We start from the raw sequence: 13,961 nt of genomic DNA, 5'->3' as shown, positions 1-13,961 counted from the left end.
TGACAGACCTGGCATAAAGAACAGTGGCGGGTGAGAGAATCTCTCACCCGCCACTGTGTGTGACTTCTTCCGTTATGTGTGGAAACGGATTGCGTTACCCGCTAGGAGAAGGCTTCATAAGCTGCTGCTTGGTGTGCAGACAGCTGGTGGTTATGCCTTCCACTCCAGCGGATCTTCGCCGGCGCGCCACACGGAAGCCTCAGTGAGGTCGGTAGGCCATTCTTCGCCCTTCTCGATGAAGTCCTCAACGGCGCGGCGGGCGCGGTCGTCCGGCAGCTGGCGCGGGGGAGACTTCATGAAGTAGGAGGCAGGAGCCCACACGGGGCCACCAATGCCGCGATCCTTGGCGATCTTGGCGGCACGCAGGGCGTCGATGATGATGCCGGCGGAGTTCGGGGAGTCCCACACTTCCAGCTTGTATTCGAGGTTCAGCGGAACCTCACCAAAGGTGGTGCCTTCGCAGCGGACGTACGCCCACTTGCGGTCATCCAGCCAGGCCACGTGGTCGGAGGGGCCAATGTGAACGTCGCGGTCCGCCATCTCGTGGGGGACGATGGAGGTGACGGCGCGGGTCTTGGAGACCTTCTTGGACTCCAGGCGGTCGCGTTCCAACATGTTCATGAAGTCCATGTTGCCGCCCACGTTCAGCTGCGAGGTGCGGTCCAGGCGCACGCCGCGCTCTTCGAAGAGGCGAGCGATGACGCGGTGGGTGATGGTAGCGCCCACCTGGGACTTGATGTCGTCACCGACGATGGGAACGCCAGCGTCAGTGAACTTCTTGGCCCACTCGGGGTCGGAGGCGATAAACACGGGCAGTGCGTTGACGAACGCCACATTGGCGTCGATGCAGCACTGGGCGTAGAACTTGTCGGCTTCCTCGGAGCCCACCGGTAGGTAGGAGATGAGGACGTCGGTCTTGGTGTCCTTGAGGACCTGCACGACGTCGACGGGTTCTTCGGGGGATTCCTCGGTGACGGTGCGGTAGTACTTGCCGAAGCCGTCGTAGGTGTGGCCGCGCTGGACTTTCACGCCGGTTTCGGGAACGTCAGAGAACTTGATAGTGCAGTTCTGGCCTGCCCAGATGGCGTCGGCCAGGTCGAGACCAACCTTGTCCTTGTCAATGTCGAAGGCGGCGGACCACTCGATGTCGTTGATGTGGTACTTGCCGAAGACGACGTGCATGAGGCCGGGCACGCGGTCGGTGGGCTTGGCGTCCTTGTAGAACTCAACGCCTTGCACCAGAGACGATGCACAGTTGCCAACACCGACGATGGCAACGCGAATCTTATTGTCAGTCACTATTTACTCCTTGCGGTGGGGGAGCGGGTGCTACCCCTCTTCACGGTGGATAGAACCCAAGTGGAGGAGTGGTGACGGTGCCCGGGGAACCGGGTGCTGCCGCAGTGGTGGGCAGCAGGGGTGCCGGGGAGCACGCGGCGGGGTGTGCCGGGCATTGCAGCAGTGGTAACGCTAGGCGCCGTCTTCGTCTTCCGCTTGGATAAGTGAGTTGACCCAGGAGATCTCGCGTTGGGCGGATTCGAGGGCCAGCTCGTTCAACCCCTGGCTGTACGGGGACAGTGGGTTGGTGGGGTTGATGGGTGGAGTGACCCTGCCGTGTATCACGCTGAGGAGGTGGTCGCGTCGTTCTTCGAGAAGGCGGCGGCGCCCTTCCAGCAGGCGGCGGCGTGCCGTTGCGGGAGTTTTGTCGAAGAAGGCTAGGCGCATGCCGAAGTCTTCATCGCTAAAACTAGTGGGAGGGATGTCGCTGAGTAGCTCGAGAAAATATTGGCGGCCGATCTCTGTGAGCCGATACACCTTCTTCGCCTTTCGGCGCGTCAGAGTAACGACAGAGTCTTCCAGAGGAGACTCAATAAGGCCATTTGTCTCGAGCCTGTTCAGTACTGGGTAGAGCGAACCATAGGAGAAACCGCGGACGGTGCCCGACATTTCGGTGAGCACTTTGCGGATCTGGTAGCCGTGCATGGGCTCAATGTCGAGGAGGCCAAGTACTGCAATGTCGAGCACTGTGTTCTCCTTTCCACAGGTTGTGCGCGGTGACGGCGCCGCTGGGGGCGACGCGGTTGGTGCTAGCCAGAACACTATCAGGAGCGGGAAAAATAACCCCAAAGCTAACATCCACTATATCGAGCCGATATATCCTCGACAATGACTTCGGCGATGTTTTCCGCGATGCGCACCCGCCGACCTAACCCCGTGCACACCCGCCGCTCTAACCCACCACAGCAGTCATCGGCCTCATGCGAGCCCGACGCCGTCACCCCCACAAGGCCTTCCTCAACCCCTCACATCGCATCAACAACAGCCTCCGACAATCCCTCCCACCGCACCAACAACAGCCCTCGCAGACCCCTCCCACCGCACCTCCCACGTGGGAATCGTCATCGAGTATGCAGGTGGAGATAGTCGTCCAGAATGGAAAGTGCCTATAAGATGGGATGTTGTACAACTTTCGCCGCAAGAGAGGGCACACCGCATGGGACGACATGACGCCCCCCGCACCTTCGGGGATCGTGTTGGCGACACCTGGGCTGCCACACAAGGTAAAGCCTCCCTGCTTGCCAAGGACTTGAGCCGCAAAGCCGGAAACACACACGATACCCATCCGCAGCGAGGCGCTGGCCAAGCCGCCCGTCAAACCTCTGGAGGCTCGCAACAGCGTGCCCGTCGTATCTCCGTCGACGCCCTCCACACTGCGGGAACTCGCCCCGCACCCGCCTCCCGCGGCACCGCCTCCCGTGGCACTACATCCCGTGGCTCGGCAGCCGGCCAGGCAACCGCCGCCAGCCGCGGCGGCAAACCCCCACGCGACGGCGCCCCAAAGAAAACCCGCCGCCCCAAAGCCCCCCGCCCCCCGAAGAAGGTCACCCCGAAGAGCGTCATCGCCGGCATCTTCAAATGGATCGCCCTGCTCCTCCTCACCACCATCGTGGCCAGCGTCATCTTCTTCGTCCTCATGTACATCTTCGTGCGGGTCCCCGCCCCCGGAGACATCCCTACCGCACAACGCGTCACTCTCGTCGCCAGCGACGGTAAAACCGTCCTCGGCAACATCATCCCTGAAGCCGGAAACCGGCGAGAAGTCGACGCCTCCCAGATCCCCGGACACCTCCGCCACGCCACCATGGCCGCCGAAGACCGCGAGTTCATGACGAACAAGGGCTTCTCCTTCAGCGGCTTCGGCCGCGCCGCCCTCGGCCAACTCACCGGCCGCAGCGACACCGGCGGCGGCTCCACCATCACCCAGCAGTACGTCAAGAATGCACTGGTCGGCAACGAACGCTCCTACTGGCGCAAGTTCAAAGAACTCGTCATCTCCATGAAGATGGCAAACCAGTGGTCCAAGCAAGACATCATGACGGCCTACCTCAACACCATCTACTTCGGCCGCGGCGCCTACGGTGTTGATACCGCCGCCCAAACCTACTTCGGCAAGCCCGTCCACGAACTCACCCCCTCGCAGTCCGCCATGCTGGCCGGGCTCATCCAACAGCCCTCCAACCTCGACCCCCGCATCAACCCCGTCGCCTCCGAAAACCGCTGGAAATATGTGGTGCGCGGCATGTTGCGGGAAGGCTGGCTCACCCGCGAGGAAGTCGCCAAGATGGACTTCCCCAAGACCCTCCCCGAAAACAAGAACCGCACCCTCGACAATCGCCTCTCTGGCCCCAACGGGATCCTCAAGGCGCAAATCATGCGGGAACTGGCCAACCACGGCTTCGACGAACAAACCGTCACCTCCGAAGGCCTCCGCATCATCACCACCATCTCACCCGATGCCCAACAAGCCGTCATCAAGGCCGTACAAGACACCCTGAAGAGCCAACCCAAGCAAATGCGGGCAGCCGCCGTCACCATCGACCCACAAACCGGTGGAGTATTGGCCTACTACGGTGGCGCCCAAGCCGGCGACTTCGACTATGCCGACTCCCCGCAAATGACAGGCTCCTCCTTCAAGGTATTCACCCTGGCTGCCGGCCTGGACCAAAACATCCCGCTCAGCAAGATGTACTCCTCCGCCCCCTACAAGATGGGACACATCACCATCGAGAACTCGGAGGGCATGAGCTGCGGAACCTGTACCATCGCCTCCGCCACCGTCATGTCGCTCAACACCAGCTACTACCGCCTCATGATGGACCTCAAGAACGGACCACGGGACGTACGCGCCATGGCCTACAAAGCCGGCATCCCCCGCGAAATCCCCGGCTACGGCAAGACCCTCCAAAATAAAGATGGCTACGTGGAAGGCGGCATCACTCTGGGTGCTTACCCCGTCCGTCCCCTCGATATGGCCTCCGCCTACGGCACCTTCGCCGCCCGCGGCATCTACCACGAACCGTTCTTCGTCAAGGAAGCCGTCGCCAACGGTGGCGAAGGCCGCACCGTCTACCAGCACGACCAGCAGTCCGGCGAGCGACGCGTCAAGGAAGTCGTAGCCGACAACGTCACCTCCGCCCTGGAACCCATCGCCAGTTACTCCAACGGCCACGGCCTAGCTGGAGGGCGCCCCTCCGCCGCCAAGACCGGAACCGTGCAGCTAGGCAGCACCGGCAAGAACCGTGACGCCTGGATGGTGGGCTACACCCCGCAGGCCTCCACCGCCGTGTGGGTGGGCACCCAGAACGGCACCGCCCTGGAAACCAGTGGGGGAGCAGCAGTCTGGGGTTCCACACTGCCCTCCGACATCTGGAAAGCGACCATGGACGGCACTCTGCAAGGCGAACAGTTCAAGTACTTCCCCGCCCCCGGTGCCATTGACGGCCAAGCCGGCCGACCAGGCTACAACTATTACTACGCGCCATCCGAAACTGCCGAGAAGGACAAAAAGAAGAAGAAGCGGCAGCACCACGAGCCCAGCGAATCGAAGCGCACCTCCGCCACCCGTCCGACCTTCCCCGGACTGCCGGGCGTGGAGAACCCGTTCGCGCCGCCCACCACCACCACCACGACACACCAACCGGACGAGGACAACCCGGACGAGGACGGCGGGGTGCTGTGGCGCTAACCCGCCGCCAACTGAGCAAGCCTGAGGCGGGCCGCCCAGAGGTGTGAGCCCCTGCCCGCATCACCGGCTGGCTACCCGGACCGACGCCCTGGTGGACCACCGGCTAGCCGCCCGGCCCGACCGCCCTGTTAGCTCAGAGCATCCATATTTCCAAACAAAACACACCGTGTCCCGGAAGAATGGCTTTTCTCCGTTAGGAGGGGAGCCATTTCTCCTGCTAGACTGGTGAAGTTGCAGACGCAACGAACCCTCCTGCCACGGAAAGGCCGTGGCCGATTCTTACTAGTCCATAGGAGGTGATGAGGTCCGTGCGTCAATACGAAATGATGGTCATTTTTGATCCCACTCTCGACGAGCGCACCATTGCCCCGTCCCTGGACACGTTGTTGAACGTGGTCCGTGAAGAAGGCGGCAAGGTTGACAAGGTCGATGTGTGGGGCAAGCGCCGTCTTGCCTACGAGATCAAGAAGAACTCGGAAGGCATCTACGCGGTAGTCGATGTGAACTGCGAGCCGGCAACGGTTCAGGAGCTCGATCGACTGCTCACCCTGAATGAAAGCGTTCTACGCACCAAGGTGCTGCGCGCTGATCAGTAAGCCCCCGGCTGCTGACTAACGCACATCATCGCAGGAGGAATTATGGCTGGCGAAACTACGATCACGGTGGTGGGAAACCTCACCGCAGACCCTGAGCTGCGCTTCACCCCCTCGGGTGCCGCCGTGGCTAACTTCACCGTGGCCTCTACGCCACGTCGCTTCAACTCCCAAACTAACCAGTGGGAGGACGGCGAAGCACTGTTCCTACGCTGCAGCATCTGGCGTGATGCCGCCGAGCATGTTGCCGAGTCTCTGACTCGTGGCTCTCGCGTCATCGTGCAAGGTCGTCTGCGTCAGCGCTCCTATGAAACCCGTGAGGGCGAGAAGCGCAGCGTTATCGAGCTGGAAGTCGACGAAATTGGTCCCTCCCTCCGCTACGCCACCGCTAAGGTGACGAAGGCGACGCGAGGAGGTGGCTCCTTCGGCGGCGACAGCTTCGGTGGATCCAATAATTCCTTCGGTGGTGGCTCTGCCAACCAGTCCGCTCCGTCCGACGACCCGTGGGGTTCCGCCCCACAGTCCGACTTCGGCGGAGGGATGGATGAACCCCCGTTCTGATCTGGCAGACAGCACACAGATTTATCAACGAAGAAAGTAGAAGATCAATGAAGCTGATCCTCACCACTGCCGTTGACCACCTTGGTGCCCCCGGCGAAATCGTCGAGGTCAAGGATGGTTACGCAAGGAACTTCCTGCTTCCCCGCCACAAGGCTATCGTCGCCACCCGTGGCGCCGAGAAGCAGATCGCCGCTATTAAGCGCGCCCAGCAGGATCGTGTGATCCGCGACGCTGAGCACGCCCGCGAGGTCAAGGAAGCTCTCGAGGCTCTTACTGATGTCAAGGTTGCTGTGAAGTCTGCAGAGAGCGGCAAGCTCTTCGGCTCCGTCACCGCTGCCGACATCGTCGAAGCAATTGAAAAGGCTGGCGGCCCCAAGATCGACAAGCACGCCGTTGAGCTGGCTAAGGGCCAGATCAAGACCGTTGGAAACTACGACGTTGCCGTGGCTCTCTCCAGCAAGGTCAAGGCCACTGTCACCGTCGCCATCGCCGCAGAGTAATACCTACTCACCCATCCCAAAACTTCAGACAACAGCATTTTAACCACCGGTTAACTGCCGAATACGCTTCTGGACAAAGCTCGGTAGCTTAGCCGGTGGTTATGTCTATCCCTGGTGGGGAAGGCGAGAGGATAAAGCGCTCCGCTCTGTGGATAACTGGCTGGTAGCCGGCGAAAGGCGCGTAAATAGCAGGTAGCTGGGGGTGTTATGGGGGAAGGCAGCGCGTGACGAAAAAATTATTGCAACCTTCCAAAAGCTCTCTTATCCACACTAGGAAATATGCTCTGAACTGGCATTTTGGAAAAGTTATCCACACAATTCCACAACTTTCCGCATTTCTTCCCCAAACGCCACATGGGATTTGGGTATAAGTGCACCATTCATCCACAGGTTTATCCACAGGCAGATGTGGACAGCTTGCACGCCCCACACCCTCCACCACATTTCACCCATCAACAGCACACAGTAGATCTGACTTTATCCCGCTAAACGCATAAAGTAAGAGACACACCCCACCAACTGTTCATCGGTAGGAATGCGCAACCATGACAAGCAACGCTGGGCCCTTCGGAGACCCCTTCGAACCGCCCTACGATGACCCCTACGCGGGAGTCCCCAGCGATACCGGAATACCCAGCGCCGCTCTCCACGACAAGCAGCCCCCCAACGACCAAGCCGCCGAACAAGCCGTCCTCGGCGCCATGCTGCTCTCCAAAGACCTTCCCCCGCTGATGCACCAGATCCTCCGCGCCGACGACTTCTACAAGCCCGCCCACGGACGCATCTACGACGCCATCATGAAACTCTCCGCCAATGAAGAGCCCGCCGATGCCGTCACCGTCGCCGACGAACTCGACAAAGAAGGGGAACTCCAACGCATCGGCGGCGCCCCCTACCTACACACCCTCATCGAAGCAGTACCCTCCGTCGCCAACGCTCCCTACTACGCCCACATCGTCGCCGAAAAAGCACTGCTCCGCCGCCTCGTCGACGCGGGCATGCGCATCACCTCCTACGGCTACGCCGCCGCCGACGGCATGGACGTAGACGCCATGGTGGACCGCGCCCAAGCTGAAATCTACGAGGTCACTGAACGCCGCCACACCGAAGACTACAAATCCCTCGAAGACGTCCTCCAACCCACCATGGACGAAATAGAGGAAATCGCCCGCAACGACGGCAAAGCAGCCGGCGTCCCCACCGGCTTCTTCCACCTCGACGAGCTCACCAACGGCCTCCACGCCGGCCAGATGATCATCATCGCCGCCCGCCCCGGTGTTGGCAAATCCACACTCGCGCTCGATATTATGCGCAACTGCTCCCTCAAACACGACAAAACCTCCGTCATGTTCTCCCTGGAAATGGGGCGCATCGAACTCACCATGCGCCTCCTCTCCGCGGAAGCCCAAGTACGCCTCGCCGACATGCGCGGCGGCCGCCTGGACGATGCGGACTGGGGCAAACTGGTGAAACGCATGTCCGAGATCGCCGACAAACCCCTCTACATCGACGACTCGCCCAACATCACCATGATGGAAATCCGCGCGAAAACCCGCCGCCTCAAGCAACAACACGGCCTCGACCTGGTGGTCGTCGACTACCTCCAGCTGATGAGCTCCGGCAAAAAAGTGGAAAGCCGCCAGCAAGAAGTCGCCGAGTTTTCGCGCCAACTCAAGCTCCTCGCCAAGGAACTGGAAGTCCCCGTCATCGCCGTCTCCCAGCTCAACCGTGGCCCCGAACAGCGCAACGATAAACGCCCCCAAGTATCGGACCTTCGTGAATCTGGTTCGCTGGAACAAGACGCCGACATGGTGCTTCTGCTCCACCGCCCAGAAATGTTCGACCCCAACGATGTTCACGCCGGCGAAGCCGAAATCATCGTCGGTAAGCACCGCGGCGGCCCCACCGGCACCGTCGAGGTCGTCTCTCAGCTCCACTTTTCCCGCTTCGTCAACAAAGCCCGCGACTTCGACTAGAAGCCGCCGCGCCAACTGCGTGTCGCCCGGACTCGATGGACTATATTAACCCGAGCCCCCACAGCTGACGCACCTTTCTCTCCATCACTACTCAAGAAAGAAACCGGAAATGGCTAACCGCCACTCACGGCGTCGGGGTGCCACCGCCCTCCTCGCCCTCACCCTGGCTTCCGCCAGTGTCGCTCCCCTCCCCGCTCACGCCGCCCCCGCCTTCAACCGGAATGTGAGCTACAGCGACTTCATGTCACGTGACGTCCTCATGGGTGCCTTCTTCACCAACGACGGTGACCACTCCGACACTCTCTACCTCTCCACCGACGGCAAGCAGTTCGACGAACTGGGCATCGCCTACCAGGACGCCACCCCCGGCAACCCCAATGACGACACGTCCACCCTCGGCTCAATCCACCACACCCTGGGTGACCCCAGCATCATGTACCATGACGGCGCCTTCTGGATGCTGTCCGGGTGGAACCGCCACGACGGCAAATTCTGGCCCACCATCGGTGTCTCCAAGGACGGCAAAACCTGGTCCTTCCCCGAAGCACTCCAATTCGGCGGCGCCAAGTACCCGGGCATCGGCCTGAGCCCCGCCGCCCGCTTCGGCACCGACATCGTTGCCCCCGAGTGGTTCCGGGACAGCAATGGCCAGGTGTACATCATGTTCTGCGCTGGCTACTTCGGTCTCTTCCACGGCCGCCCCTACCAGGACCGCATGGTTCCCTACCTGGTGAAAGTCAATGAACTGAGCTATGACGGGCCGTCCCAGTACAATGCCCGCCTCCCCAAGATCACGTTCCGCCCCGGCCGCGCCCAGGAAATCCACTTCTCCCTGCCCTCCGACAACCGCATTGATGGCTCCGCCTTCCAAGACGATGATGGCAACTACTACATCGTCATTAAGCGCGATGGCGCCCACAACGAAATTTGGCGCAACAGCCACATGGGCACCAGCGGCTGGAAACTTGTCAACCGCAACGCTGTCGAAGGGTCCGAAGGCCCCTCCCTCACCAAGCTGAACGGAAAGTACTTCCTCTACACCGACAAGCTCTCTACCTGGGGGAAGGACTCCAGCCGCGGCAACCTCGTGGCGGAAGCCAGCAGCCTTAATGGCAAGTGGAGCAACCATGGCAAGATTGCCACGCTCCGCCCGAACGGCAGCCGCCGCGCGAACCGCCACGGCACCGTCATCCGCATCACCGACCCGACCGCAAAGCAGAAGCTCTACACCCTGTGGACGGGTAAGCCGGCCCCTGCCAGCACTGGTGGGCTGCTGGAATGGATTAAATCCTTGAGCAAGCAAATTGTGGAGCCGCGTCCCTAGCGCGTATTCCATCGTGGACGCCCACCCGCCCGGCCGCTCGTGGCTTCCCCTTGTCCGGGAAATCGGTGGGAATTCACACTGTCTCAACTCCGGGAGAGCGGGGGCGAACAGGTACTGTTAAAGCAGTAACCTACGTCCCCGCCTCCGGGAGGAGAACGCTGCTCCACCGTTGGCCACGAATCGGGAAGTAATAAGCGTTTCATGACATCTCGCACCTCTTTCTCCCTGGAGAAACTGCGCAGCTATTTGGGGATGGCCCTGGCGGTTGCCGCTGGTGGCGCCCTGGGCGCACTGCTCCGTTGGGCTCTCAGCACAGGTTGGACCAGTGCGCCCGGCACTATCGCCTGGTCCGTTCTTCTCATTAACGTGGTGGGTTCCGCCCTCTTGGGTGTGGTGACGGTGTCGGCTGCCCGTCGCCTGCCCCACCGGCCCGCTGTGGTTGCGTTCCTGGGTGCCGGCCTGCTGGGTGGTTTCACCACATTCTCAACGGTGATGGTGCTGAGCCTGCAGCTGGCCAATGAAGGTCACCCGTGGCTGGCGAGCCTGCAGGTGCTGCTCAATGTGCTGCTGTCTGTGATGGCAGCGGTAGTGGCCATGTTCTGTACCACGCTGGCTTTGGATAAGCAGGATGCCAAGCGTGGGCTGCCCACCGAACTTTCGGTGGATTCGGACGAGAGTGCGGAGGAGCTGCTGGCTGTCGACCGTGCCGCGGCTGAAGCGGATGATCGTGTAGCTGATGCCAGTGGAGCTGAGGCTGGTGACGGTGTAGTAACCGCTGAGGCTGCGGAAGCCACCGAAGCTACTGAAGCGCCGGAAGCGGAGCTCTATCCTGCCAAGCATGCCCCCATTGAGGACCTGCAGGATGACGACTCCGAACTCTTTACCGAGTCCTACGACGCGGAGGAGCTGCTGGCTGTCGACCGTGCCGACCATGCCGACCAGAGCAACCACACGCAGGCTGCTCGCCAGGATAGCCGAACCCGCCAGGCCGAGCCGGTCGCTCATCGTGCTTCCGCACCGGCACCGATGGTAGAAGCTGTGAGGGAACCACAACCTGTAGACGCCGAGGCTGCCAAGGCCACTGACACCACCGAGGCACTCAAGACTCCTGAGGCGTACAAGTCTCCTGTGACGACCAAAGCTCCTCAAGCAGCTGAGTCTGCTGAGCCCACTGCCGCACCAGCCAAGGAAGTTGCACCTGAGTCTCGCGCCGCTACCACGCGTCATGCCTCGCCTGCGGCTACGCCCACATCCAGCCCGCGCGCCGGCCGGCACTCACACGCGAAACCTCGCCCTCTCATGGCGAATGGGAAACCCGAGCCGGAACTTTACCTGCCCGATCTTGACTTCGACTCAGAGGCTTTCGCTTTCCCCGGTACTGCAGAGTTCCCCGTCATCACCTTCGATGAGGACGGAGAAGTTGCCAGCCGTCACTCCCGGTGGGCTGTCCCCGAAGGGCAAGCCGGCACAGTGACAGACCTTGCGGCCCGCCTTGCTGCCGCCCATGCCACCGAGAATGAGGAGGACAAGTAGCAATGGGAACTACCGCACTCCTTGTCATGGGTGGTGGCGCACTCGGCGCCCTGCTACGTTTCATTCTCGACCGCACACTCCTGAGCGTGCAGCTGGACAGTGCCGCCAAAGGGAAGCGCGTCCCTGCCTTCTCCACCGGCATCCTGCTCGCTAACCTCTTCGGCAGCTTTCTGCTCGGGCTATTTACCGTGGCGCTCAGTGTGGGCGTCATGAGCGACAACAGCTATGCCATCTGGGGTGTTGGTCTGTGCGGCGCGTTCACCACCTTTTCCACCTTCAGTGTGGAAGTGGTGACGATGCTACGCACTCACCACGGTTGGCAGGCACTGTTCTACGCACTGGGGAGCGTACTGGGTGGACTGTTGCTGGGCGTACTCGCCGCTTTCCTCATCCTGGGCTAGCGGCGCTGGCGCTTGAAGTTCTTCATGGCTTCTGCCGCCGAGGTGCCTTCCGGGCTGCGGTTGGCGGCCCGTTTGATGGCCTCCTTGCGCTCTTTGTCCTTCAGCTCCTGCTCGACGGCCGCACTGCGTTCCGCGACGGTCTCCCCGGAGTGGCGGCGGGCCTGGCGGGCCAGCATGGCCTTGGAGGGACGGTTCTTCACTTGCCACAGCCGCAGCGAGGCTAGGAAGCCAACCACCAGGAATGCCATCGATACCCACATGGAGGTGGAGACGGCGTCGGTGTAGCCCAGGCGCAGAATGTCGGAGAATGGGGGCAACTGCATGAAGCGTAGGTTGGCGCCACCGGAATCAATAGTGGCCTGCACCAGCGGCTCGGTGAGCTGCTTGGGGGCACCCACCTGGGCTACCAGGTCGGGCAGGTGGTTGCTGAGTGAGGTGGCCAGCACGGAACCGCCTAGAGCGATACCGGTGGCGCTACCAAGCTGGCGCACAGTGGATTGGGTGGCGGAGCCCATGCCGGAGCGTTCCACCGGCACGTCTCCCATCACCGTGGAGGTCAGCTGTGCGGAGGCGAAGCCTAGGCCAACACCGTAGACGACCAGCATGAATGCCATAGACCAGAGGTTTTGCTCGACGTTGAGGGTACCGGCCAGCATGGCCACACCCACGACTTCCAGCCCCAGGCCGATAATGACGACACCGGTGGGGGTGATGGATTCGGTGACGCGGCGGGCGAGGCCACCGGAGATCATGGCGCCGATAGCCATTGCTGCCAGGACCCAGCCGGCGGTCATGGGGGACTTCCACATGCTGTTGATGATGAACATGGGCAGCAGGAAAGTCAGGGAGAACTGTCCGATTCCGACCACCATGGCGGTGAGGTTACCCCAGGCGAAAGCGGGGCTGCGGAACAAGTAGGGGTCGAAGAGCACGTATTTGGTGTGCTTCACCCGGTAGAGCTCCCAGGCTACGAATCCGATGAGAATCAGAATGCCGATGATGAGCAGGAAGGGCACGGAGCTGAGGGTGGCGTTGGGGATCAGGTCCTGGTTGAACACCTTGAGGCTGGCGTTGCGGTGCCACCAGCCCAGCTTGGGGCCTTCGATGATGGAGAAGACGATGAGGCCAACGGAGAGGATAGAGAGGATGAAACCGAGGACGTCATGGCCGGTCTTGGGGGTCACGGCACCGGCCTTGGGGAGGAAGGTGGCCTCGCCCTCGGGGGATTCGGCGATAGCTTCCTCAACGTCGCTGAGGGAGTCTTCTTTTGCTGCCTTGGTGTTGGGGACGGCGACGAAGGCACCGATGAGGCAGAGGATGCCGAGGGGAACGTTGATGAAGAAGATCCAGCGCCAGTCGCTGTAGGTGGTGAGGGCACCGCCGACGAGGGGGCCGATGGCGGCCATGGCGGAGATGGTGGAACCCCAGATTCCGAAGGCGATGGCGCGGTCTCGACCTGTAAAGTTGGCGTGGACGTTGGACAGGGTGGAGGGCATGACGAAGGCGGCGCCGACGCCTTGCAGAGCGCGGGAGAAGATGAGGGCGTTGCCGGTGGTGGAGCTGCCGGCGAGGATGGACCCGAGGACGAAGATGACGAGACCGATGGCGAAGGTGGTGCGGCGGCCGATGCGGTCTGCGAAGCTGCCGATGCCGAGGAGGAGGGAGGCAACGACGACAGTGTAGAGGGCGCTCACCCACTGGGCCTGGGAGAGGTCCAGTTTGAGGGCTTTGATGATGGTGGGGAGGGAGACATTGACGATGGTGCCGTCAAGGATGATGAGAGACAGGCCGAGGGCGAGGACGGCGAGCATGGCCCATTTGCGCCAACCGGGTTCGGAGATGACGTCGGCGTGGGTACTGGTGGTGTCCGCGTCGTTGGTGGCACTGGTGGATGCAGTGGTGGCGCGTGCAGTGTCTGCTGGTGCAGGGTGGTCAGCAGGGCTGGCTGTCTCCGCACCGGGCTTGGGGTATTTGGGGAGTGCCATTTTTCCTCCACTCACTTTTAGAGACAGGGTGTCTCTAACATTGTGCGCCATGTTGCTGACAC

The 13,961-nt window shown here is 61.7% G+C and carries 10 protein-coding genes and 1 pseudogene; 8 read left to right on the top strand and 3 right to left on the bottom strand.

Features of this window, described 5'->3' with window-relative positions; genetic code table 11:
- Positions 1 to 234: 234 nt before the first annotated feature.
- Together Q0X28_RS01830 and Q0X28_RS01825 are read right to left on the bottom strand one after the other, a co-directional pair.
- Positions 235 to 1,299, bottom strand: a pseudogene (locus Q0X28_RS01830) (inositol-3-phosphate synthase); the annotation flags it as partial.
- 171 nt (positions 1,300 to 1,470) lie between these two features.
- Positions 1,471 to 2,025: a PadR family transcriptional regulator gene (locus Q0X28_RS01825; protein ID WP_298575870.1), complete on the bottom strand. Its 555-nt coding sequence runs from the start codon at positions 2,023 to 2,025 to the stop codon at positions 1,471 to 1,473.
- 469 nt (positions 2,026 to 2,494) lie between these two features.
- Here Q0X28_RS01825 and Q0X28_RS01820 point away from each other — a divergent pair, with 469 nt between their 5' ends.
- From Q0X28_RS01820 to Q0X28_RS01785, 8 genes are all read left to right on the top strand, one after another.
- A complete protein-coding gene (locus Q0X28_RS01820) occupies positions 2,495 to 5,026 on the top strand; it encodes a transglycosylase domain-containing protein (RefSeq protein ID WP_298575867.1) in 2,532 nt (843 codons plus the stop codon).
- Between the two features lie 308 nt (positions 5,027 to 5,334).
- A complete protein-coding gene (gene rpsF / locus Q0X28_RS01815; protein WP_296239445.1) occupies positions 5,335 to 5,622 on the top strand; it encodes a 30S ribosomal protein S6 in 288 nt (95 codons plus the stop codon).
- A gap of 42 nt (positions 5,623 to 5,664) precedes the next feature.
- Positions 5,665 to 6,180: a single-stranded DNA-binding protein gene (locus Q0X28_RS01810; RefSeq protein WP_053962104.1), complete on the top strand. Its 516-nt coding sequence runs from the start codon at positions 5,665 to 5,667 to the stop codon at positions 6,178 to 6,180.
- A gap of 47 nt (positions 6,181 to 6,227) precedes the next feature.
- Positions 6,228 to 6,680 (top strand): 50S ribosomal protein L9, encoded by a 453-nt coding sequence (rplI, locus tag Q0X28_RS01805; protein WP_298575860.1) that lies wholly within the window; start codon positions 6,228 to 6,230, stop codon positions 6,678 to 6,680.
- 545 nt (positions 6,681 to 7,225) lie between these two features.
- Positions 7,226 to 8,656, top strand: a complete 1,431-nt coding sequence (gene dnaB, locus Q0X28_RS01800; protein WP_298575857.1) for a replicative DNA helicase — start codon at positions 7,226 to 7,228, stop codon at positions 8,654 to 8,656.
- Between the two features lie 109 nt (positions 8,657 to 8,765).
- Positions 8,766 to 9,980 carry a hypothetical protein gene (locus Q0X28_RS01795; RefSeq protein ID WP_298575854.1) on the top strand — a complete coding sequence of 405 codons (1,215 nt, stop codon included), beginning with the start codon at positions 8,766 to 8,768 and terminating at the stop codon, positions 9,978 to 9,980.
- Between the two features lie 201 nt (positions 9,981 to 10,181).
- Complete coding sequence (locus Q0X28_RS01790) at positions 10,182 to 11,513, top strand: CrcB family protein (protein WP_298575851.1); 1,332 nt, start codon at positions 10,182 to 10,184, stop codon at positions 11,511 to 11,513.
- Positions 11,514 to 11,515: 2 nt separating this feature from the next.
- Complete coding sequence (locus Q0X28_RS01785) at positions 11,516 to 11,914, top strand: CrcB family protein (RefSeq protein WP_298575848.1); 399 nt, start codon at positions 11,516 to 11,518, stop codon at positions 11,912 to 11,914.
- Here the strand turns inward: Q0X28_RS01785 and Q0X28_RS01780 are convergent.
- On the bottom strand, positions 11,911 to 13,899 hold the full coding sequence (locus Q0X28_RS01780; RefSeq protein ID WP_298575844.1) for an MFS transporter: 1,989 nt from the start codon (positions 13,897 to 13,899) through the stop codon (positions 11,911 to 11,913). The two genes, Q0X28_RS01785 and Q0X28_RS01780, sit on opposite strands and share 4 nt — an antisense overlap.
- Positions 13,900 to 13,961 lie beyond the last annotated feature (62 nt).

Origin of the sequence: uncultured Lawsonella sp., assembly GCF_947252745.1 — a bacterium.
Taxonomy (GTDB): domain Bacteria; phylum Actinomycetota; class Actinomycetes; order Mycobacteriales; family Mycobacteriaceae; genus Lawsonella.
Note: the sequence above shows the minus strand (reverse complement) of the source record. Positions and strands in the feature narration are given on the sequence as shown.